This is a genomic window from Mesorhizobium sp. B2-6-1 (assembly GCF_006440475.1).
Taxonomy (GTDB): Bacteria; Pseudomonadota; Alphaproteobacteria; order Rhizobiales; family Rhizobiaceae; genus Mesorhizobium.
Map to the genome: position 1 here is coordinate 212,913 of NZ_VFUH01000003.1, position 21,366 is coordinate 234,278.

Sequence of the window (21,366 nt, forward strand, 5' to 3'; positions counted from 1 at the left end):
GACGTAGCTTGCGGCGCCGAGAAGCGCTGCTGCTCCGTCCTCTTATTTAGGGTGCCGCCGTTCAGCCACGGCATCAGGCACCACCACCAGCTTGCCGACGAAATCCTTGGCGATGAAATCGGCTTGGGCGCGGTGGAAATCGGAAAGCCTGTAGACGCCGCCGACCAGCGGCCGGATCTTGTCTTCCTCGATATAGCGCACGATACGGCGGAAATCCGCACGTGTGCCCTGGCTCGAGCCGTGGAGCTGAAGCTGCTTGAGATACATGGTCCTGAGATCGAGCTGGACGACCGGGCCGGCGATGGCGCCTGCGGTGGTGTAGCGGCCCTCGGGCCTCAGGATGCGCAACAGATCGTTGAAGATCGCGCCGCCGACAAGGTCGGCCACGACGTCGATGGGCTGGCCGCCGGTCACCTTGGCCACGGCTTGCGGCAGGTCGGCCACGCCACGGGTGATCACGGCTTCGGCGCCGATGTCGAGCACCGCCTGCTCCTTGCCCTTGCCGACGACGGCATAGGGAATGGCTCCGCGCGCCCGCGCCAATTGCACGATGCCGGAGCCGACGCCGCCCGAGGCGCCGGTGACCAGCACGCGTTCGCCGGCCTTGAGCCCTGCACGTTCCAGCATCTGCTCGCCGGTGAGATAGGCGCAGCAGAAGGTGGCGAGTTCGACATCGCTCAAGTCAGTGTCGACGACATGGGCGTTCTCGGCCGGTACAGCCTGGTATTCGGCGTAACCGCCGTCGCGGCCGTGACCCATATAGTCAATGTCGGCGAGCGAATCGTCGTCGCGATTGTAGATCGAGAAATCGACCATCACTCGTTCGCCGATGCGTTCCGGCGAGACCCCTGCGCCAACGGCAGCGACGGTGCCGACCGTGTCGGTGCCCTGGATACGCGGAAAGGTCAGGGTGTTGCCCTGGCGCCGCCATGTCGACACGGCCCCTGCGTCCTCCTCCGTGCCATAGGCGCCCTGGCGAACCCAGACGTCGGTGTTGTTCATGCCGCAGGCGCTGACCTTGACCAGCACTTCGCCGGCGGCGGGCACAGGCACTTTCACGTCGGTGCGGTAGACGAGCTTTTCCGGGCCGCCGTGGCCGGTAAGCTGCACGGCCGCCATGGTGGCGGGGAGGGTGGGATGAGAGGTCATCGCGTTCACTTCCGAATACTTTGTAGGTGGCGCTGCCCCTCACCTTTACCCTCTCTCCGTGAACGACGAGAAGGTGCCGGCAGGCGGATGAGGGGCAGCGCCGATCTCGGCAATTAGAGATTGGCGAACACGCTCTTCACGGCATCGGCGGTCTTGGCCACCACGGTGTCAGCCTCCTCGCGCGTCAGGCAAAGCGGCGGGGCGAAGCCCAAAATGTCGCCCTGCGGCATGGCGCGGCCGATGACCCCGCTTGCGGCGAGGGTCGTGGCGATCTGCGGTCCGATCTTCTGCGCCGGATCGAAGAACACACGGTCGTCCTTGTCGGCGACGAACTCGACCGCCGCCAGCATGCCGTCGCCGCGCACCTCGCCGACGTTTTTGTGGCCGCCGACGGCCTTGGTCAATTCGGCGCGGAAATAGGCGCCGGTCTCGCCGGCATTCCTCACCAGATCCATCTCATCGATCAGTTCGAGGTTGGCCACACCCGCGGCGACGCAGATCGGATGCGCCGAATAAGTCCAGCCGTGACCGAGCGAGCCGAGCTTGTCGGAGCCCTGCACCAGCACCTGCCACATCTTGTCGGCGACGATGACGCCCGACAGCGGCGCGTAGGCGGAGGTCAAGCCCTTGGCGATGGTGATCAGGTCCGGCTTGATGCCGTAATGGTCGGAGCCGAACATGGTGCCCAGCCGGCCGAAGCCCGTCACCACTTCGTCGGCGACCAGGAGCACGTCGTACTTCTTCAGCACCGCCTGGATTTTCTCCCAGTAGCCGGCGGGCGGCGGCACGATGCCGCCAGTGCCGAGGATCGGCTCGCCGATGAAGGCGGCGACGGTCTCGGGGCCTTCGGCCAGGATCATCTCTTCCAGCTTGTCGGCGCAATGCTGCGAGAACTGCTCCTCGCTCATCGAGCGGTCGGCGCGGCGGAAATAATAGGGCGCCTCTGTGTGCAGGATCGGCGCGCGCGGCAAGTCGAAGGCATTGTGGAAAAGATCGAGCCCGGTCAGCGATCCCGTCATGATGCCGGAGCCGTGATAGCCGCGCCAGCGCGAGATGATCTTCTTCTTCTCCGGGCGGCCAAGCACGTTGTTGTAGTACCAGATCAGCTTGATGTTGGTTTCGTTGGCATCCGAACCGGAGAGGCCGAAATAGACCCTCGACATGCCCTTCGGCGCACGGTCGATGATCATCTTCGACAGCGTGATCGAGGCCTCGGTGCCGTGGCCGACATAGGCGTGGTAATAGGCGAGGTTCGTGGCCTGGGCGGCGATGGCGTCAGCGATCTTCTGGCGGCCATAGCCGACATTGACGCAGTAGAGGCCGGCGAAGGCATCGATACTTTTTCTGCCGTTGCTGTCCCAGACGGTGACGCCTTCACCGCCGGCCATGATGCGCGTCGGCGATTCACCGCGCGCGTGGGTGCCCATATGCGTCGAGGGATGGAAGAAGTGATCACGATCCCAGGCGGCGAGTTCGTTGGACTGGTCGAGCATTCTTTTGACTCCTTGAGGAACGTGGACGCGGCTTAAGCGACGTCCAGGCAAAGATATTTGAGATCGGTGAAAGCTTCGAGCCCCTGACGCGAACCCTCGCGGCCAATGCCGGACTGCTTGACGCCGCCGAACGGGATCGGCGCACCGGTGATCTTGACGCGGTTGATGGCGACCATGCCGTAGTCCAGCGCCCTGCCCAGGCGCTGCTGGCGGGCGCCGTTCTCGGTCACGACATAGGCGACCAGACCATATTCAGTGGCGTTGGCGCGCGCGGTCACCTCGTCCTCGCTGTCGAACGGCGTCACGGCTGCGACCGGACCAAACGTTTCTTCGCGCATGATCAGTGCCTCGTCAGATACGTCAGCCAGCAGCGTCGGCTGGTAAAACAACGGGCCGGCCTGGTGCCTTATGCCGCCAACGAGGCAGCGGGCGCCATGGGCGAGCGCGTCGGTGACCTGCTGCTCGACCTTCTTGACGGCGCGCTCATGCATCAGCGGGCCGATGTCGCTTTCGTCGGCAAGGCCATTGCCGGTCCGCAGCGCCTCGATGCGCTTGGCGAAGGCGGCGCAGAAACGATCGTAGATCGGCCGCTGGACATAGATGCGGTTGGCCGCGAGGCAGTCCTGGCCGGACGTGGCGAATTTGGCGTCGACGGCGATGCGCACGGCCTTGTCGAGATCGGCGTCGGCAAAGACGATCAGCGGCGCGTGGCCGCCAAGCTCCATAACCAGCCGCTTCATCGTCGGCGCGCTCTGGGCCGCGATCAGCCTGCCGATCTCGGTCGAACCGGTGAAGCTCATGGCGCGCACGCGCGGGTCCTCGCACATTCGCCCGACTATGATCGACGCCTTGCCAGTGACGACGTTGAAGACGCCGGCGGGCAGGCCGGCGCGCTCGCCGAGTTCGGCCAGCGCCAGCGCCGAGAGCGGCGTTTCCGAAGAGGGGTGCGCGACGATGGTGCAACCGGCGGCAAGGGCCGCAGCCGCCTTGCGGGTCAGCATGGCGGACGGGAAGTTCCACGGCGTCACGACGCCGACGACGCCGAGCGGCTCGCGCCGCACCGTCATTTCCGCCTTCGCCAGATGGCTAGTTACGCTTTCGGCGTTGAGGCGCTTTGCTTCCTCGGCATACCATTCGACGAAAGAGGCGGCATAATCGATCTCACCGAGCGATTCCTTCAAGGGCTTGCCCTGTTCCAGCGTCATCAGCAGAGCGAGATCGTCTTTCGCGGCTATGATGAGGTCGAACCATTTGCGCAGGATTTTCGAGCGCTCCTGCGGCAACAGCGCCCGCCAGGCAGGGAAAGCGCGCGCCGCCGCGTCGATCGCACTTGCCGTCTGGCGGCCATCGAGCGCGGCGACAAAGGCCACCGTGGCGCCGGTCGCCGGGTCGGTGACCTCGAAGCTCTCCGCCGCCTCGCTTGCCGTCCAGTGCCCGTCGACATAGGCAAGCTCGCGCAGCAGCCGGCGGTCGGCGAGGCGGTCGAGCGCCTCATGGCGGTGCGAACGGGCAAAGTGCGCGGACATCATCGATTGCTCCCGATTGGGGTGATGCCGCAAGACTAGGGGCGTCGGCGCGAAGGATGAGGCTGTTTAGGTGCAGCTATATAGAGAGATTCTCTCTATTCGGCTGGGGAGCAGGACGATCTGTCTAGCCGCAGGGGTGGGGCGGGTGCTTTCGCGCATTCTCCGAGCGTACGGTGCCAGATGAACGCTGGTTTCGATCTCAGGACTGCACCGGCAACAGATCGGCAAGCGGTAGCACGGTCTCGTCCTTCACCGTCTTGATGACGATGTAGGTGAAGTAACGATCGATGCCGATTTCGCGTTCGAGCAAGGCATCGACCAGCCGCTGATAGGTATCGATATCGCGCGCCATCACCTTCAGAACGTAGTCGACGCCGCCGCCCACCGACCAGCAGGCTACAATCTCAGGTATGTCGCGGATGACACGCTCGAAGCGGTCGAAATCGGCCTGGCGATGGCTGGCCAGCGTCACCTCCATCAGCACGGTGGCGACGGGTGCGACGACGCGCATAGCAATCGAGGCATGATAGCCGGAGACGATGCCGGCCTTTTCCAGCTTGCGCAGCCGCATCCAGCACGGCGTCGGTGACAGGCCGACCTTGTCGGCCAGCGCCAGCTTGGTGATGCGCCCGTCACGCTGGATCGCGTCGAGGATTCTGAGGTCGATCGGGTCGAGTTTCGCGGCGGCCATCTGTATCCACTTTTTGGTCCCGCCGTACCATGACGGCGCATTATTTCGATTGTCAATTGCACTGATTTCGATCTCTAATAAGTCATGACATTATGGCAACCTGATCCCGCGCTCATCCGGCGGCCCGCCTACCAGTCGCTGGCCGACCAGTTCGCACGCGCCATTCATGATGGGCGGCTCGCCAACGGCGCGCGGCTGCCGACGCATCGCCGGCTGGCCGACGAGTTGAAACTATCGGTGCAGACGGTCAGTCGCGCCTATGAGGAACTGATTCGCCGCGGCCTGATCTCGGGCGAGATCGGCCGCGGCAGCTTCGTCCAGACGCAGCGGCGCGAGCCTGAGCCGCCCTATCTGCCGGAGCGGCTGGGCGAAGTGATCGATCTCTCGATCCTGAAGCCGGTCTGCGAGCCGATGCATCTGGAGCGGCTGAAGCAGGCGCTGGGCTGGCTGGCCGACAACCTGCCGTCGAGTTCGGCGCTGTCGTTCCGGCCCAACATGGTGTTTCCCCGTCACCGCGCCGTGGCGGTCGAGTGGCTGAAGCTGTGCGGTCTCGATGCCTCGCCGCAGAATATCAGCCTGACCAATGGCGCTACCGCCGGCATGACGGTGGCGCTGATGAGCGTGGCGCCGCCCGGCTCGACCGTCGCCACCGAGGCGATCGGCCACCATACGCTGGTGCCGCTCGCCCGCTATCTCGGCTTCAACCTCGAAGGCCTGCCGATAGACGGCAATGGCCTTATCCCGGAAGCGCTGGACGAGGCCTGCCGGATCTCCGACATCCGCGCCGTGTTCGTGCAGCCTTCGGTGATCAACCCGACGGCGACGCTGATGGATGCGGCGCGGCGCGAGCAGATTGCGGCGGTTGCGCGCAGGCACGACATAGCCATCATCGAGAACGATGTGTTGGGGCCGCTGGTCGAGGACCGGCCGCCGCCGGTCGCCGCCTTCGCGCCTGAACGCACGCTCTACGTCACGTCCTTCACCAAGATCGTGGTGCCGGGCCTGCGCATCGGCTATCTCGCCGCCCCCGACCGCTATGTCGCCGCGGTCGCCAACCGGCATCTGGTTTCCAACTGGATGGCGACGCCGCTGGTGGCGGAGATCGCCACCAAATGGGTGACCGACGGCACCGCGATGGAACTGGTGCGCTGGCAGCGCACAGCATTGCGGCGACGCCAGGACATCGTCGCCGAGGTGCTGGCCGGCGTCGACTATCGCACCCGGCGCGACGGACTGCATGTCTGGTTGCAGCTGCCCGCCGACCGTGCCGAGGAGAGCTTCGTCGCCCAGGCGCGCCTGCAAGGCGTGGCGATCGCGCCCGGCGCCTCCTTCCGCATCTCGCAAGCGCCCTGGCAACCGGCGGTGCGCATCTCGCTGGGCTCGACCACCGAGGGGGAACTGCGCGCCGGCCTCGGCGTTGTCACCAAGCTGCTGCTTGGCGACCCCGAGCATCTGCTGCTCGCAATCTAGCGAGATGTGCCGCTATCCAGACGATGCCGACCGCCAAAGGCGTCCCCGGTGCTGTCATTTTCGGTTCGACTTGATTTCGATCTCGGCACATTGCTAGGCACTGAATGTCCAAGAATTGTGCGGGATCAGAATAATTGTCATGATATTATTTTCCCAATTGACATGATTTGGCGGGTTCCGCATCGTTAAGGGCATAGGCTTCTCCAGCACGGGAAATTCGTTTGTCCGCATCCGCGCCTATCATCAAGGTCGATGGCATTTCGAAAAGCTTCGGCACTTTCAAGGTGCTGGACGGCCTGTCCATGCAGGTCATGCCCGGCGAGAAGCTGGCGCTGATTGGCCCGTCCGGCTCGGGCAAGACGACGATCCTGCGCATCCTGATGACGCTGGAGCGCATCGATGGCGGCCACATCCAGATCGACGGCGAGCATCTTTATCACATGGAGCGAAACGGCCAGCTGCTGGCTGCCGACGAGCGGCATCTGGCCAGGATGCGCCAGAAGATCGGCATGGTCTTCCAGCTGTTCAATCTGTTCCCGCACAAATGCGTCATCGACAATGTCACGCTGGCGCCGATGCTGACCAAGGGCACGCCGCGCGCTGCCGCCGAGAAGCGGGCGATGGAATTGCTCGACATGGTCGGCATGGCCGACAAGGCCAAGGCCATGCCGGCACAGCTTTCGGGCGGCCAGAAGCAGCGCGTCGCGATTGCCCGCGCGCTGGCACTGTCGCCCCGGATCATGCTGTTCGACGAGGTCACCTCGGCGCTCGATCCCGAACTGGTCGAGGAGGTGCTCAACGTGATGCGCAAGCTCGCGGCCGAAACCGACATGACGATGCTGCTCGTCACCCATGAAATGGGCTTTGCCCACGACTTCGCCGACCGGGTGCTGTTCTTCGACCGCGGCCGCATCGTCGAGGAGGGCAAACCCGATGAGATTTTCCGCCATCCCAAACAGGAGCGCACGCAAGGTTTCCTGAAGAAGATCATCGCGGCCGGACATCGCGTCTGACCGCCATGCCAGAGGCGGCGACACCGTCCGCAAGGGCGGCATTGCCGTCCTGAAATGACTGCAACCAAGAACACAAACATGGAGTTGGGAACAATGAAAAAACTTGGCATTCTGGCCGGCGTCGCCGGTCTTGCGCTGACCGCGGTGCTCGCGGCCTCGAACGTCGGATCGGCCGACGACAGCAAGCTCGAGCAGCTGAAGGCGCAAGGCTTCGCCCGCCTCGCCATCGCCAACGAGCCGCCCTACACGGCGGTCGCCGCCGACGGCAAGGTTTCGGGCGCCGCGCCCGACGTGGCGCGGGAAATCTTCAAGCGGCTGGGCGTCGCCGACGTCGCCGCCTCGATCTCGGAATATGGTGCCATGATCCCCGGCCTGCAGGCCGGCCGCTTCGACGTTGTCACCGCCGGGCTGTTCATGAAGCCGGAGCGTTGTGCGGCGGTTGCCTATTCCGAGCCGGTGCTGTGCGACGCCGAGGCGATGCTGGTGAAGAAGGGCAATCCGAAGGGCTTCAAGAGCTATGAGGATGTCGCCAAGGACACCTCCGCTACCATCGGCGCGCCCGGCGGCGGCACTGAGGAGAAGCTCGCGCTCAACGCCGGCGTGCCGCGTGACCGCGTCATCGTCGTGCCCGACGGCCAGAGCGGGCTGAAGATGGTGCAGGACGGCCGCATCGACGCCTATTCGCTCCCCGTCCTGTCGATCAACGATCTGATGAAGAAGGCCAATGACCCGAGCCTCGAAGTCATAGCACCCGTGCAGGGCGCGCCCGTCTATTGCGACGGCGCCGCTTTCAAGAAGGGTGACGAGGCGCTGCGCGACGCCTTCGACGTCGAGCTCGCCAAGATGAAGAAGTCGGGCGAGTTCGCCAAGATCATCGAGCCCTACGGCTTCTCGGCGGCGGCGGCGATGTCGACGACGCGCGACAAGCTCTGCGCGGCGAAATAAGCGCTTTTCCCTTCTCCCCGTCCACGGAGAGAAGGTGGCTGAAGGGCCGGATGAGGGGCAGCGCGCGTTTTTGCGAGCTTGGAGCCGCGCCTCATCCGCCTGCCCGTCCTTCGCGGCAGCTGCGCTGCAGCTAAGGAGGGTGAACCGGCAACTTCTCCCCGTGAGAGAGGAGAAGTTGCTAAAACCAAACGTTGGAAGCCTCTGATACATGACCCAATGGTCCGGCTATCTCGGCCTGATATTGCAGGGAGCGCTTGTCACCATCGAGCTGACGCTGATGGGGTCGGTGCTGGCCCTCGTGATGGCCTTCCTGGCCGGCATGGGGCGGCTGTCGCGCTTCTTCGCGTTGCGGGCGCTCGCCACCGCTTATATCGAGTTCTTCCGCGGCACATCGATTTTCGTACAGCTGTTCTGGGCCTATTTCGTGTTGCCCCTGGCGGGCGTCGAACTCACTCCGCTGCAAGCCGGCGTGCTGGCGCTGGGCCTCAATGTCGGCGCCTATGCGGCGGAAGTGGTACGCGGTGCCATCCAGTCGGTCGGCGCCGAGCAGTACGAGGCCTGCACGGCTCTCAATCTCGGCCGCTGGCAGGGCATGCGCCATGTCATCCTACCGCAGGCGCTTCTTGTGATGCTGCCGACCTTCGGCAACAACGCCATCGAACTGCTCAAGGCGACATCCGTCGTCTCGCTGATTTCGCTCGCCGATCTCACCTTCCAGGCGCAGGTGGTGCGCTCGCAGACCGGCAGCACGCTGATGCCGTTCACCACCATCCTGGTGATCTATTTCGCGCTCGCGCTCGTCATCTCCTGGGGCGTGCGGTCGCTGGAGCGGCGCATGGCGCGCGGCCTCGACGGAGTGCGCGTCTGATGGATTGGGCCCTGTAATGGATTGGGACTGGGATTTCGTCCGGCAGATCCTGCCGACGCTGATCGAGGGGGTGAAGATCACCATCCTGGCGACGGTGCTCGGCTCGGTGCTGGCGGCAATCGTCGGGCTGGGCATCGCACTGGCCCGCCGCTCGCCGAACAAGATGATGTCGCGCACGGTCGGCTGGGCGGCCGAATTCATCCGCGGCACGCCGCTGCTGGTGCAGCTCTACTTCATTTTCTACGTGCTGCCCGATTTCGGCATCCTGCTGCCGCCGCTGGTGGCCGGCGTCATCGGTCTTGGGCTGCACTACGGCACCTATACGGCGGAGGTCTATCGCGCCGGCATCGAGAACGTGCCGCGCGGCCAGTGGGAGGCGGCCAAAGCCTGCAATCTCAGCGCTCGCCAGACCTGGACCCACATCGTCATACCGCAGGCAATCCCGCCGATGATCCCGGCGCTGGCCAATTATTTCATCGCCATGTTCAAGGAGACGCCGCTGCTGTCGGCGATCACCGTGCTGGAGCTGATGAACCAGGCCAAGAGCGTCGCCAACACCTATTACCGCTATGTCGAGCCGATGACGCTGGTCGGCGCCTTCTTCCTGATCATCAGCCTTTTCTCGGTTATGCTGCTGCGCTGGCTGGAACATCGCTACGGCAAGATCGAAAGGTAGTTCCCATGAAGCCGCTTCCCGAAATCAGGCTGATGCCGACAAGGCCCGCACTCGAGGTGCGCCCGTTGGAAAAGCGCGTCGGCCTGATCATCCTGGCCACCGACCACACCAGCGAGCCGGACTTCCGTCGCATGGTGGCGAGTGAGAGGATCGGCATCTATGTCGCCCGCATCCCCTATAAGAATCCGACCACACCTCAGAATCTGCGCAAGATGCAGCCCGAACTGACGGCTGGCGCGGCGCTGATCCTGCCGGACGAACCGCTCGATGCCATCTGCTACTCCTGCACGTCGGCCTCCGTGGTGATCGGCGATGCCGAGATCGAGGCGGCGATCCAGGCGGCCAAGCCTGGCGTGCCCGTGGTCACGCCGCCGATGGCGGGCGTGCGCGGACTGAGGGCTCTGGGCGCGAAGAGGATCAGTATTCTCACCCCCTACACCGTCGAGACGAGCCGGCCGATGGCGGCCTATTTCGCCGAACGCGGCTTCGAGATCGCCAGCTTCACCTGTCTCGGCTTCGAGGATGACCGCGAGATGGCGCGCATTGCGCCGGCAGCCCTCGTCGATCTGGCGCGCGAGGCGACTGACCCGCAGGCCGAGGCGTTGTTCGTGTCCTGCACGGCGCTGCGCTCGGCGCTGGCGGTTGCCGCGATGGAACAGGCTATCGGCCGCCCGGTCGTCACCAGCAACCAGGCGAGCGCGTGGAATTGCCTGCGACTGTGTGGCGATGATGTGCCGCGTCCGGAGTTCGGGCGGCTGACGACCTTGCCGCTTGGACAGTAAGGTCATGTCCTGCATGCACGAGCGACCCATGACGCGCGCCGTCGCCCTTTCAGACATCCGCGCCGCGCGCCAACGCATCACCGGCAAGGTCGAGTCGACACCGGTCGTGCCGTCCGAGAGCCTGTCGGAGCGGCTCGGCCTTCCCGTTCACCTCAAGCTGGAGCACCGCCAGACCACGGGCAGCTTTAAGCTGCGTGGCGCCTCGAACGCCATTGCTTCGCTCAATGCCGAGCAGCGGGCACGCGGTGTTGTCGCGGTCTCGACCGGCAATCACGGCCGCGCACTCGCCCATGCCGCCAGGCTCGAAGGCATGCGCGCGGTTGTCTGCATGTCCCGGCTGGTGCCTCGGAACAAGCTCGATGCCATCCGCTGCCTCGGCGCGGAAATCCGCATTGTCGGCGACAGCCAGGACGACGCGCAGCAGGAGGTCGAGCGGCTGGTGGCGCAAGAGGGTCTGGTGATGCTGCCACCCTTCGACCATCCCGACATCATCGCCGGGCAGGGCACGCTCGGGCTGGAGATCATGGAGCAGGTTCCTGACGCCGCTCTGGTGCTGGTGCAGCTCTCCGGCGGCGGGTTGGCCTCCGGGATTGCCGCAGCGGTCAAGGGCGTCAGGCCGAGCACAAAGGTCGTCGGCATCTCGATGGCGCGCGGCGCGGCGATGAAAGCCAGCCTCGAGGCGGGGCGCCCGGTGCAGCTGGAGGAACTGCCGACGCTGGCGGATTCGCTCGGCGGCGGCATTGGCCTCGACAACCGGCTGACCTTTTCCATGTGCCGAGACCTGCTCGACGACGTCGTGCTGCTTTCCGAAGACGAGATCGCCGCCGGCATCCGCCATGCCTATGAACAGGAGCGCGAGATCGTCGAGGGCGCCGGCGCGGTCGGTATCGCTGCGCTGCTTGCCGGCAAGGTGAAGCCAAACGGACCGGTGGTCGTTCTGCTTTCCGGTCGCAATATCGATATGAGCCTGCACAGAAAGATCGTTTGCGGCGAAGTAGTTGCGGAGCGCGCCTGATGAGCCGGATGACCATCCTTACCGAGAAACAACTACGCGAGATCGTAGCTCTCGATCTCGACGCCGTCGCCTGCGTCGAAAACGCCTTCCGGGCGCTCGCTACCCTGCCGGTGGCGATGCCGCCCATCCTGCGGCTCGACATCCCCGAGCATCGCGGCGAGGTCGACGTGAAGACCGCCTATGTGCCTGGCATCGACGGCTTCGCCATCAAGATCAGCCCCGGCTTCTTCGACAATCCCAAGCTCGGCCTGCCCAGCGTCAACGGCATGATGGTGCTGCTGTCGGCAAAAACCGGTCTGGTCGAGGCGTTGCTGCTCGACAATGGCTATCTCACCGACGTCCGCACCGCAGCCGCCGGGGCGGTCGCCGCAAAACATCTGTCGCGGCCGGATTCATCCATTGCCGCGATCTTCGGCGCCGGCGTGCAGGCCGGATTGCAGCTCGAGGCGCTGCGCCTGGTGCGGCCGATCGAAGAAGCTCGCATCTGGGCGCGCGACGCGGCCAAGGCGCAAGCCGCGGCCGGCGCCTTGAGCGAAAAACTGGGCATCGTGGTGCGCGCAGAACCGGATGCGGCCAAGGCGGCCGCCGGCGCCGACATCATCGTCACCACCACGCCCTCGACAGAACCATTGATCAAGGCCGGCTTCGTCTCGGCCGGCCAGCACATCACCGCCATGGGCTCGGACGCCGAGCACAAGAACGAGATCGCACCGGCAATCCTGCGCATGGCCGATCTCTATGTCGCCGACAGCGCAAGGCAGACGCGCCGGCTCGGTGAATTGCACCATGCCATCTCCGCCGGCGTGATGGCGGCGGACACGGAGGTGGCCGAACTCGGTCAGATCATCGCCGGCGAACGGCATGGCCGGCGTGCGGCGGACGACATCACCATCGCCGACCTGACCGGCACCGGCGTGCAGGACACCGCGATCGCCACGCTAGCCCGTGACCGGGCCCGGGTCGCGAAAGCCGGAACCATTTTTGAAAGTTGATGCTGGCCGCAAGAGCATGATCCGGAAAAGTGGGAACCGGTTTTCCGAGGAGATCATGCTCAAACAAAAAATTACCTGGAGCCAGATTCAACGGAAGTTGAAGCGGGTTCCAGGGCCCAACAAACGAGGACCAACAAAATGCAACCGAATTTGAAATTCTCGCGAAGCGAGTATGCGGATCGCCTCGCCAAAACGCGGAAAGCCATGGCGGCGAAAGGCGTCGATCTGCTTATTGTCAGCGACCCCTCCAACATGGCCTGGCTCACCGGCTATGACGGCTGGTCCTTCTACGTGCATCAGGCCGTCATCGTGCCGCCGTCGGGCGAGCCGGTCTGGTATGGCCGCGGTCAGGACGCCAACGGCGCCAAGCGCACCGCCTATCTCGCGCATGACAACATCGTCGGCTATGCTGATCACTATGTGCAGTCGACCGAGCGCCATCCGATGGATTTCCTGTCGAGCGTGCTTGCCGATCGCGGCTGGGGCAAGCTGACCGTCGGCGTCGAGATGGACAATTACTGGTTCTCGGCCGCCGCCTTCGCCTCTTTGCAGAAGCACCTGCCCAATGCCCGTTTCGTCGACGCCACCGCGCTGGTCAACTGGCAGCGCGCTGTGAAGAGCCCGACCGAGATCGACTATATGCGCAAGGCCGCCCGCATCGTCGAGGCGATGCACCAGCGCATCGTCGACAAGATAGAGGTCGGCATGCGCAAATGCGATCTCGTCGCCGAGATCTATGATGCCGGCACGCGTGGCGTCGACGGCATCGGCGGCGACTATCCAGCGATCGTGCCGCTGCTGCCGTCGGGCGCCGACGCCTCGGCGCCGCACCTGACCTGGGACGACAAGCCGATGAAGTCGGGCGAGGGCACGTTCTTCGAAATCGCCGGGTGCTACAACAGGTACCATTGCCCGTTGTCGCGAACAGTGTTCCTCGGCAAGCCGACACAGGAATTCCTAGATGCGGAGAAGGCGACGCTCGAAGGCATGGACGCGGGGCTCGCGGCAGCCAAGCCCGGCAACACGTGCGAAGACATCGCCAACGCCTTCTTCGCGGTGTTGAAGAAATATGGCATCGTCAAGGACAACCGCACCGGCTACCCGATCGGCCTTTCCTATCCGCCGGACTGGGGCGAACGCACGATGAGCCTGCGCCCCGGGGACCGCACCGAGCTGAAGCCCGGCATGACCTTCCATTTTATGACCGGCCTGTGGCTGGAGACGATGGGGCTGGAAATCACCGAATCCATCCTGATCACTGAGACGGGCGTCGAGTGCCTGGCCAATGTGCCGCGCAAGCTGGTGGTGAAGAATTGAAACCGATGTCCGACCTTCGTCCGTCGCCGGTCTCGCCCTCGGTCGATTTCGATCGCGACGGCGCACAGCACGGTTTCCTGCGCCTGCCCTACAGCCGCGACGATTCGGCGTGGGGCTCGGTGATGATCCCGATCTGCGTCCTGCGCAACGGCAAGGGGCCGACGGCCCTTCTGACCGGCGGCAATCATGGCGACGAATATGAAGGGCCGCTGGCGCTCTATGATCTGGCGCGCACGCTCGATCCCGCCCAGGTCAGCGGCACGGTCATCATCGTGCCGGCGATGAACTATCCGGCCTTCCGCGCCGGCACGCGCACCTCGCCGATCGACAAGGGCAACATGAACCGCAGCTTTCCAGGCCGGCCAGACGGTACGGTGACGGAAAAGATCGCCGATTATTTCCAGCGGGAGCTGCTTCCCCGCGCGGATATCGTGTTCGACTTCCATTCCGGCGGCAAGACGCTGGACTTCGTGCCGTTCTGCGCCGCCCATACGCTGCCGAACAAGGCCCTGGAACAAAGGGCCTTCGCGGCGGTCGAAGCCTTCGCGGCGCCGTTCTCGATGCGCATGATCGAGATCGATGCCGTCGGCATGTACGATACCGCCGCCGAGGACATGGGCAAGGTGTTCGTCACCACCGAGCTCGGCGGTGGAGGCACGTCGAGAGCCGAGACGGTGCGGATCGCCCGGCGCGGCATGCTCAACGTGCTGAGGCATGCCGGCATCGTTGCCGGTGCGGTCGAAAAGACGCCAACCCAATGGCTCGACATGCCGTCCGGCGATTGCTTTGCCTTCGCGGAGGAAGACGGCATGGTCGAGACGATGGTCGATCTCGGCGAGCCTGTCGAGAAGGGCGCGGTGCTGGCGCGCATCCATTCCACCGGCCGAACCGGCATCGCCCCCCAGGAGATCCGGGCAAAAATGTCGGGCATGTTGGCGGCGCGGCATTTCCCCGGCCTGGTCAAGGCCGGGGACTGCGTCTCGGTGGTTGCCGCATTGGTCGACTAACGGAAGGGTCGGCCTGCACGGCGGGCAGGCTTGGACATATCTCGCATTCTTCCACCCTGGATCCAGATAGCGGCCGGCGAGCCAGCCCGGCCGCGCTCACGGCTCCGGCCGGCGCGTCGCGGCGGCACGTGCCTTGCCATCGCCTCAGACATCCAAAGCCACCGTCATCGAAGAGGCGCCGGCGCGACGACTTGTTCCGGCGCGAACTCGGGTATCAAAGAGTATGACTTTGCTGCCATACTCGCGATAAAGAGGGTGTCGGAATGCAACAAAAATGGGATTTCTGGATCGACCGCGGCGGCACGTTCACCGATGTCATCGGCCGTGATCCCGAGGGCGGCCTGCATCCGCGCAAGCTTCTATCCGAAAATCCCGAGGCCTATGCCGACGCGGCCATCCAGGGCATTCGCGACCTTCTCGGCCTGCGCCCCGGCGAGCCTATACCCGCCGGGCTGATAGGCGACGTAAAGATGGGCACAACGGTCGCCACCAATGCGCTGCTGGAGCGCAAGGGCGACCGCGTGCTTTTGCTCATCACCAAGGGATTTCGCGATGCGTTGAGGATCGCCTATCAGGCGCGGCCCGACATCTTCGCCAAGGAGATCATCCTCCCCGAACAGCTCTACGAGCGCGTCATCGAGGTCAACGAGCGCGTGCTTGCCGACGGCTGTGTCGAACGGCTGCTCGACATCGCTGCCTGTCGCCCGGCGATCGAACAGGCAAAGGCGGACGGCATCGACGCGGTCGCCATTGTCTTCATGCACGCCTGGAAATATCCCGATCACGAAAAGGCAGTCGCAAAGGTCTGCCGCAAGCTCGGTTTCGGCCAGGTTTCGGTCAGCCACGAGGTGTCGCCGCTGATCAAGCTGGTCGGCCGCGGGGACACCACCGTGGTCGACGCCTATCTGTCTCCGATCCTGTCGAGATATGTGCAAAGGGTAGGCCAGGAACTCGGCGTTCTCTCCCCCCTCGAGGGGGAGATGTCAGCGAAGCCGGCAGAGGGGACCGCCGCAGAAGGCACCACCAAGACGTCGAACCCCGTCGATCCGACCCGACCCGGCGGCTTCGCCGCCACCCTCCCCTCGAGGGGAAGGGAAAATCCCCGCCTGATGTTCATGATGTCTTCTGGCGGGCTGACCGCCGCGGACCTGTTCCAGGGCAAGGATGCGCTGCTGTCTGGCCCGGCCGGCGGGGTCGTCGGCATGGTCGAGACGGCAAAGATCGCCGGCTTCGAAAAGGTGATCGGTTTCGACATGGGGGGCACCTCCACCGATGTCGCCCATTATGACGGCGAATATGAGCGCGCCTTCGATACCGAGGTCGCAGGCGTGCGCGTGCGCGCGCCGATGATGCGCATCCACACCGTGGCGGCCGGCGGCGGCTCGGTCCTGCACTACGAAGCAGGCCGCTTTCGCACCGGCCCGGACTCCGCCGGCGCCAATCCAGGCCCCGCCGCCTACAGGCGCGGCGGCCCGCTCGCCGTCACCGACGCCAACGTCATGCTCGGCAAGCTGCAGCCGGATTTTTTCCCGACCATCTTCGGCCCCGGCCAGAACGAGCCGCTCGATGTGGACACCGTTCGCCAGAAATTCACCGCGCTCGCCGCCGAAATCGGCGACGGCCGCTCGGCCGAAGCGGTCGCCGAAGGTTTCGTCACCATCGCGGTCGAAAACATGGCGAACGCCATCAAAAAGATCTCGGTGCAGCGCGGCTACGATGTCACCGAATATCTCCTGAACTGTTTTGGCGGCGCAGGCGGCCAGCACGCCTGCCTGGTCGCCGACGCACTCGGCATGGAGGCGGTGCTGATCCATCCGTTTTCCGGCCTGCTGTCGGCCTACGGCATCGGCCTGTCTTCGGTCTTTGCCTCACGCCAGCAGGCCTTGCTTGCACCGCTGGCGGAAGAATCCAGACGGGCAATCGAAGGCCTGATCGCGGCCTTGCAAACCGCCGTTGTCGCGGAACTCGCCGCACAAGGCATCGCCGAGGACGCGGTGACCGCCAGACCGGCGCTGCAGATCCGTTATGACGGCACCGACACCGCACTTCCGGTGCATTTCGACCATGGCTCGATGTTGCGGGCGAGGGCCGATTTCGAGGCCGCCCACAAGGCGCAATTCGGTTTCGTCTATGAGGACAAGCCGATGATCGTCGAAGCGGTGAGCGTCGAGGGGATGGAGGCGGGCGGCGAGCTGAATGCCGAAGCCTATGCGCCGGCGGGGCAGCCATCAAAAGCCAGAGCCGAGGAGGTCCGGCGGATCTATACGGAAGGAAAATGGCACGAAGCCGACGTCTGTCGGCGCGAGGCGTTGCGGCCGTCCGATCGGGTCGCTGGCCCCGCACTGATCATCGAGCCCAACCAGACGATCGTCGTCGAGCCGGGCTGGCAGGCCGAGATCACGGCCAGGAACCACGTGCTGATGCGGCGCACCAGCAAGAAAGGCCGGCAGGCGGCACTTGGCACCGAGGCCGATCCGGTGATGCTGGAAGTGTTCAACAATTTGTTCATGTCGATCGCCGAGCAGATGGGCGTGACGCTGCAGAACACCGCCTATTCCGTCAACATCAAGGAAAGGCTGGATTTCTCCTGCGCCGTTTTCGACCGGAACGGCGCGCTGGTCGCCAACGCGCCGCATATGCCGGTGCATCTGGGCTCGATGGACCGCTCGGTCGAGACCATCATCCGGCTGAACTCCGGCGACATTCATCCCGGCGACGTCTTTGCGCTCAATGCTCCCTATAATGGCGGCACGCATCTGCCCGATATCACGGTGGTCACGCCGGTTTTCGAGGAAGAGCAGCCGATTTCCCGGACAAGAGGGGAGATTGGCCAATCGCCCAAGATCCTCTTCTGGGTGGCCTCGCGCGGCCACCACGCAGATATCGGCGGCACCGCGCCGGGCTCGATGACGCCACTTGCCACCACGGTCGACGAGGAAGGCGTGCTGTTCGACAATTTCCGTATCGTCGATCGCGGAAAGTTCCGCGAGAATGAGCTGCAGACGCTGCTCACCGATCACCGCTATCCGGCCCGCAATCCGCACCAGAATATCGCCGATCTCAAGGCGCAGCTCGCCGCCAACGAAAAGGGCGTGGCGGAGCTGCGCAAGATGGTGGCGCATTTCGGGCTCGATGTCGTGGAGGCCTATATGGGCCATGTGCAGGACAATGCGGCCGAGAGCGTGCGGCGCGTGATCGAGCGGCTGCCGGATACATCGGCCTATGAATATCCCACCGACACCGGCCAGGTGATCAAGGTGAAGATATCGGTCGACCGGCAAAAGCGCGAGGCGACGGTCGACTTCACCGGCACGTCGCCGGTGATGAAGAACAATTTCAACGCGCCAGAGCCTGTCGCCCGGGCGGCGGTGCTCTATGCCTTCCGCGTCATGGTCGAGGACATGATCCCGATGAATGCCGGTTGCCTGAGGCCGATCAACATCATCATCCCGGACGGCTCGATGCTGAAACCCGCTTATCCCGCCGCCGTCGTCGCGGGCAACGTCGAGACCTCGCAGCACGTCACCAACGCGCTGTTCGGCGCCATGGGCGCTATGGCCAATGCGCAAGGCACCATGAACAATCTGACCTTCGGCAACAGCAAGTACCAGTATTACGAGACGATCTGTTCCGGTTCGCCCGCCGGCGAGATGAATTCCGGCCGCGGCTTTGCCGGCACGTCGGGCGTTCACACCCATATGACCAATTCGCGCCTTACCGATCCGGAAATACTGGAGCTGCGGTTTCCGGTGATGCTGGAGGATTTCCACATCCGCGAAGGCTCCGGCGGCAAGGGCAGGTGGAATGCCGGCGACGGCACGAAGCGCACCATCCGCTTCCTGGAGAAGATGGAATGCGCCATCCTGTCCTCGCATCGCAACCGGCCGCCGCAAGGGCTGGACGGCGGTGGCGATGGCGAGGCCGGCTCGACCAAGGTGCGCCGCAAGGACGGCACGGTCGAGGTGCTGAAAGCCTGCGACCAGACGGTGCTTCAGGCCGGCGACGCCGTCATCGTGACGACGCCGACGCCCGGGGCGTTTGGAAGGCCGGAGCCAGGGCCGTCCAACGTTTGATAGAATCGCGGAACCGCTCTATCCGTTTTTTGGAATCCGCATTTCCCTTGCCTTTCACACGGGGCCTTCGCCATGCCAAGCAAATCCCCATTGAAGACACTGGCGCCCGATGGACTCGGGCCGGCCGTCACCGTGGGCGAGATCCTGGTGGAGATCATGGCCACCAGCCGTGGCAACGGCTTTCTCGAGCCCATCGCGCTGACCGGACCCTATCCGAGCGGGGCGCCGGCGATCTTCGTCGACCAATGCGCCAGGCTTGGCGGGCGGGCCGGCATCATCGCCTGCGTCGGCGACGATGATTTCGGCAGGATCAATGTCGAGCGCCTGCGCCGGGACGGTGCGGATGTCTCGGCCATCGCCGTCAGCCCAGACTATCCGACGGGCAGCGCCTTCGTGCGCTACCGTGAGGACGGTTCGCGCGACTTCGTCTACAATATCGGCAAATCGGCCGCGGCGCGGGTCGGCTTGACCCCTGAGGCCAGGGCGCTGCTGGCGCGTTCGGGCCATTTGCACGTCATGGGCACGGCACTCAGCATTCCCGTCATTTGGGAGGTGCTCGACCATGCCATCGATGTGGTCAAGGGACGTGGCGGAAGCATCTCGCTCGATCCCAATCTTCGCAAGGAACTGCTCGGCCATGGCCAGACGCGCGAGCGCTTCGCACGGCTTCTCGACATTGCGGATCTGATCCTGCCATCAGGCGAGGAACTCCACACCGCTTCGGGCAACGACAATGAAGCCGACGCGCTCGCTTCGCTGTTCGCCCGCGGCGCCGGCGAGGTCGTCGTCAAGCGCGGCGCGTTGGGCGCGTCCCTGTTCGGCGCCGACGGCAGCCGCGTCGAGTCGCCCGGCTTCCTGGTCGAGGAGATCGATCCGACCGGCGCGGGCGACTGTTTTGGCGGCGCCTACATCGCCTGCCGCAGGCTCGGCATGCCTGCCGTGACCGCCCTCGATTACGCGAATGCGGCAGGCGCGCGCAACGTCACGCGGCAAGGCCCGATGGAAGGAGCCGGTACGCGCGCTGAACTCGATCTGTTCATTGCCAACACGCCGAGGCGACGCCCGTGACCGATCCATTGCTGAAACTTGCAAATTCCCGGCGGCGGGGCGCGGCGGAAGGCATCACCTCCGTCTGCTCGTCCCATCCGGTCGTGATCCGGGCCGCAGTGCGCGACGCCGCGCTGTTCTCGCGGCCGCTGCTGATCGAGGCGACCTGCAACCAGGTCAACCAGTTCGGCGGCTATACCGGCATGCAGCCCGCCGACTTCGTCGCGGCGGTGACCGCTATTGCCGGCTCCGAAGGCCTTGCGCCCGAGCGGGTCATCTTCGGCGGGGATCATCTCGGTCCCAATCCATGGCGAAAGGAAGATGCCGGCGCGGCCATGGCGAAGGCCGAGGACATGGTGTCCGCCTATGTCCGGGCCGGTTTCCGCAAGATCCATCTCGATGCCTCCATGGGATGCGCGGGCGAGCCGGCGGCGCTGGATGACGCTACGATTGCCAGGCGCGCCGCCCGCCTGGCGCGCAAGGCCGAGGACGCCGCCAGCGGGACCGACCGGCCACTCTACGTGATCGGCACCGAGGTCCCGCCGCCGGGCGGAGCGGATCATCTCATCGGCGAAATCAGCCCCACAAGCCTGTCCGCGGTCCAGCACACACTGGCGGTGCATCGGCAGATCTTCCACGAGAACGGCCTCGCAGACGCCTTCTCGCGGGTCATCGCCGTGGTGGTGCAGCCGGGCGTGGAGTTCGGCAACGAGAACGTGGTCTTCTACGATCGCGCCAAGGCGCTGCATCTGCGCGAATTGCTCGACCAGGAAGCGGGCCTGGTCTACGAAGCCCATTCCACCGACTATCAGACGCAAGCGGCCCTACGCGAACTGGTCGAGGACGGCTTTGCCATCCTCAAGGTGGGGCCGCAGCTGACTTTCGAACTGCGCCAAGCGCTCTATGGGCTGGACCTGATCGCCTCCGACCTGTTGCCTGACTACGGCGCGCGCCCGCTTTATCAGACCATGGAAGCGCTGATGACGGCCGATGCCAAGGACTGGCACAGCCACTACCACGGCTCTGCGGCGCAACAGCGCGTGCAGCGGCACTATTCGCTGTCGGACCGCATACGTTACTACTGGAACCATCAGGAGGCGATGGAAGCTGTCCAGCGATTGACGGCCGCCTTGTCGGGCAAGGCCGTGCCGGTGACGCTGTTCCATCAGCATCTGCCTGCGCTCGACCGCTTCGCCGGGCAGCCGCTCGATCCGGAGGCGGTGTTGGTGGCCGCGGTTCAGCAGGCGCTGGAGGGCTACCGCTTCGCCTGCAGCGGGTGAGGCGGACGATATCCGGGAGCGT

The 21,366-nt window shown here is 64.8% G+C and carries 17 protein-coding genes; 13 read left to right on the forward strand and 4 right to left on the reverse strand.

What is annotated here, in order from left to right:
- Positions 1–42: 42 nt before the first annotated feature.
- From FJ443_RS08725 to FJ443_RS08740, 4 genes are all read right to left on the reverse strand, one after another.
- A complete protein-coding gene (locus FJ443_RS08725) occupies positions 43–1,149 on the reverse strand; it encodes an alcohol dehydrogenase family protein (protein ID WP_224646819.1) in 1,107 nt (368 codons plus the stop codon).
- A 113-nt stretch (positions 1,150–1,262) separates the two neighbouring features.
- On the reverse strand, positions 1,263–2,642 hold the full coding sequence (locus FJ443_RS08730; RefSeq protein ID WP_140499277.1) for an aspartate aminotransferase family protein: 1,380 nt from the start codon (positions 2,640–2,642) through the stop codon (positions 1,263–1,265).
- 32 nt (positions 2,643–2,674) lie between these two features.
- On the reverse strand, positions 2,675–4,168 hold the full coding sequence (locus tag FJ443_RS08735; RefSeq protein ID WP_140663844.1) for an NAD-dependent succinate-semialdehyde dehydrogenase: 1,494 nt from the start codon (positions 4,166–4,168) through the stop codon (positions 2,675–2,677).
- Between the two features lie 199 nt (positions 4,169–4,367).
- Entirely contained in the window at positions 4,368–4,859 is a 492-nt protein-coding gene (locus tag FJ443_RS08740; RefSeq protein ID WP_140517347.1) for an Lrp/AsnC family transcriptional regulator, read from the reverse strand.
- 84 nt (positions 4,860–4,943) lie between these two features.
- Here FJ443_RS08740 and FJ443_RS08745 point away from each other — a divergent pair, with 84 nt between their 5' ends.
- The 13 genes from FJ443_RS08745 (at position 4,944) to FJ443_RS08805 (ending at position 21,344) form a co-directional block, all read left to right on the forward strand.
- Positions 4,944–6,329 carry a PLP-dependent aminotransferase family protein gene (locus tag FJ443_RS08745; protein WP_140499275.1) on the forward strand — a complete coding sequence of 462 codons (1,386 nt, stop codon included), beginning with the start codon at positions 4,944–4,946 and terminating at the stop codon, positions 6,327–6,329.
- A gap of 221 nt (positions 6,330–6,550) precedes the next feature.
- On the forward strand, positions 6,551–7,342 hold the full coding sequence (gene ehuA / locus FJ443_RS08750) for an ectoine/hydroxyectoine ABC transporter ATP-binding protein EhuA (RefSeq protein ID WP_140499274.1): 792 nt from the start codon (positions 6,551–6,553) through the stop codon (positions 7,340–7,342).
- A gap of 93 nt (positions 7,343–7,435) precedes the next feature.
- On the forward strand, positions 7,436–8,287 hold the full coding sequence (gene ehuB, locus FJ443_RS08755) for an ectoine/hydroxyectoine ABC transporter substrate-binding protein EhuB (RefSeq protein ID WP_140521356.1): 852 nt from the start codon (positions 7,436–7,438) through the stop codon (positions 8,285–8,287).
- A 208-nt stretch (positions 8,288–8,495) separates the two neighbouring features.
- The gene (gene ehuC, locus FJ443_RS08760; RefSeq protein ID WP_140499272.1) at positions 8,496–9,155 is read left to right on the forward strand and encodes an ectoine/hydroxyectoine ABC transporter permease subunit EhuC; all 660 of its coding nucleotides are present in this window, start codon (positions 8,496–8,498) and stop codon (positions 9,153–9,155) included.
- Between the two features lie 16 nt (positions 9,156–9,171).
- Positions 9,172–9,831, forward strand: a complete 660-nt coding sequence (gene ehuD, locus FJ443_RS08765) for an ectoine/hydroxyectoine ABC transporter permease subunit EhuD (RefSeq protein ID WP_140521357.1) — start codon at positions 9,172–9,174, stop codon at positions 9,829–9,831.
- 5 nt (positions 9,832–9,836) lie between these two features.
- On the forward strand, positions 9,837–10,613 hold the full coding sequence (gene eutA / locus FJ443_RS08770) for an ectoine utilization protein EutA (protein WP_140517339.1): 777 nt from the start codon (positions 9,837–9,839) through the stop codon (positions 10,611–10,613).
- Positions 10,614–10,641: 28 nt separating this feature from the next.
- Positions 10,642–11,628: a hydroxyectoine utilization dehydratase EutB gene (gene eutB / locus FJ443_RS08775; protein WP_140663520.1), complete on the forward strand. Its 987-nt coding sequence runs from the start codon at positions 10,642–10,644 to the stop codon at positions 11,626–11,628.
- Positions 11,628–12,620 carry an ectoine utilization protein EutC gene (gene eutC / locus FJ443_RS08780; protein WP_140499263.1) on the forward strand — a complete coding sequence of 331 codons (993 nt, stop codon included), beginning with the start codon at positions 11,628–11,630 and terminating at the stop codon, positions 12,618–12,620. The genes eutB and eutC overlap by 1 nt, the downstream gene beginning before the upstream one ends.
- Before the next feature lie 138 nt (positions 12,621–12,758).
- A complete protein-coding gene (gene doeA / locus FJ443_RS08785) occupies positions 12,759–13,937 on the forward strand; it encodes an ectoine hydrolase DoeA (protein ID WP_140499261.1) in 1,179 nt (392 codons plus the stop codon).
- 5 nt (positions 13,938–13,942) lie between these two features.
- Positions 13,943–14,944, forward strand: a complete 1,002-nt coding sequence (gene doeB / locus FJ443_RS08790) for a N(2)-acetyl-L-2,4-diaminobutanoate deacetylase DoeB (RefSeq protein ID WP_140499259.1) — start codon at positions 13,943–13,945, stop codon at positions 14,942–14,944.
- Between the two features lie 263 nt (positions 14,945–15,207).
- Entirely contained in the window at positions 15,208–19,017 is a 3,810-nt protein-coding gene (locus tag FJ443_RS08795) for a hydantoinase B/oxoprolinase family protein (RefSeq protein WP_140663522.1), read from the forward strand.
- Positions 19,018–19,089: 72 nt separating this feature from the next.
- Entirely contained in the window at positions 19,090–20,085 is a 996-nt protein-coding gene (locus FJ443_RS08800) for a sugar kinase (protein ID WP_140663524.1), read from the forward strand.
- A complete protein-coding gene (locus FJ443_RS08805; RefSeq protein WP_140663526.1) occupies positions 20,082–21,344 on the forward strand; it encodes a D-tagatose-bisphosphate aldolase, class II, non-catalytic subunit in 1,263 nt (420 codons plus the stop codon). Before FJ443_RS08800 ends, FJ443_RS08805 begins: the two co-directional genes overlap by 4 nt.
- Positions 21,345–21,366: the final 22 nt, after the last annotated feature.

What these genes read in the sequence shown, in the direction of transcription:
- FJ443_RS08725 (WP_224646819.1), bottom strand. Translation starts at nt 1,149, where the DNA reads ATGACCTCTCATCCCACCCTCCCCGCCACCATGGCGGCCGTGCAGCTT.
- FJ443_RS08730 (WP_140499277.1), bottom strand. Translation starts at nt 2,642, where the DNA reads ATGCTCGACCAGTCCAACGAACTCGCCGCCTGGGATCGTGATCACTTC.
- FJ443_RS08735 (WP_140663844.1), bottom strand. Translation starts at nt 4,168, where the DNA reads ATGTCCGCGCACTTTGCCCGTTCGCACCGCCATGAGGCGCTCGACCGC.
- FJ443_RS08740 (WP_140517347.1), bottom strand. Translation starts at nt 4,859, where the DNA reads ATGGCCGCCGCGAAACTCGACCCGATCGACCTCAGAATCCTCGACGCG.
- FJ443_RS08745 (WP_140499275.1), top strand. Translation starts at nt 4,944, where the DNA reads ATGACATTATGGCAACCTGATCCCGCGCTCATCCGGCGGCCCGCCTAC.
- ehuB (WP_140521356.1), top strand. Translation starts at nt 7,436, where the DNA reads ATGAAAAAACTTGGCATTCTGGCCGGCGTCGCCGGTCTTGCGCTGACC.
- ehuC (WP_140499272.1), top strand. Translation starts at nt 8,496, where the DNA reads ATGACCCAATGGTCCGGCTATCTCGGCCTGATATTGCAGGGAGCGCTT.
- ehuD (WP_140521357.1), top strand. Translation starts at nt 9,172, where the DNA reads ATGGATTGGGACTGGGATTTCGTCCGGCAGATCCTGCCGACGCTGATC.
- eutA (WP_140517339.1), top strand. Translation starts at nt 9,837, where the DNA reads ATGAAGCCGCTTCCCGAAATCAGGCTGATGCCGACAAGGCCCGCACTC.
- eutB (WP_140663520.1), top strand. Translation starts at nt 10,642, where the DNA reads ATGACGCGCGCCGTCGCCCTTTCAGACATCCGCGCCGCGCGCCAACGC.
- eutC (WP_140499263.1), top strand. Translation starts at nt 11,628, where the DNA reads ATGAGCCGGATGACCATCCTTACCGAGAAACAACTACGCGAGATCGTA.
- doeA (WP_140499261.1), top strand. Translation starts at nt 12,759, where the DNA reads ATGCAACCGAATTTGAAATTCTCGCGAAGCGAGTATGCGGATCGCCTC.
- doeB (WP_140499259.1), top strand. Translation starts at nt 13,943, where the DNA reads ATGTCCGACCTTCGTCCGTCGCCGGTCTCGCCCTCGGTCGATTTCGAT.
- FJ443_RS08795 (WP_140663522.1), top strand. Translation starts at nt 15,208, where the DNA reads ATGCAACAAAAATGGGATTTCTGGATCGACCGCGGCGGCACGTTCACC.
- FJ443_RS08800 (WP_140663524.1), top strand. Translation starts at nt 19,090, where the DNA reads ATGCCAAGCAAATCCCCATTGAAGACACTGGCGCCCGATGGACTCGGG.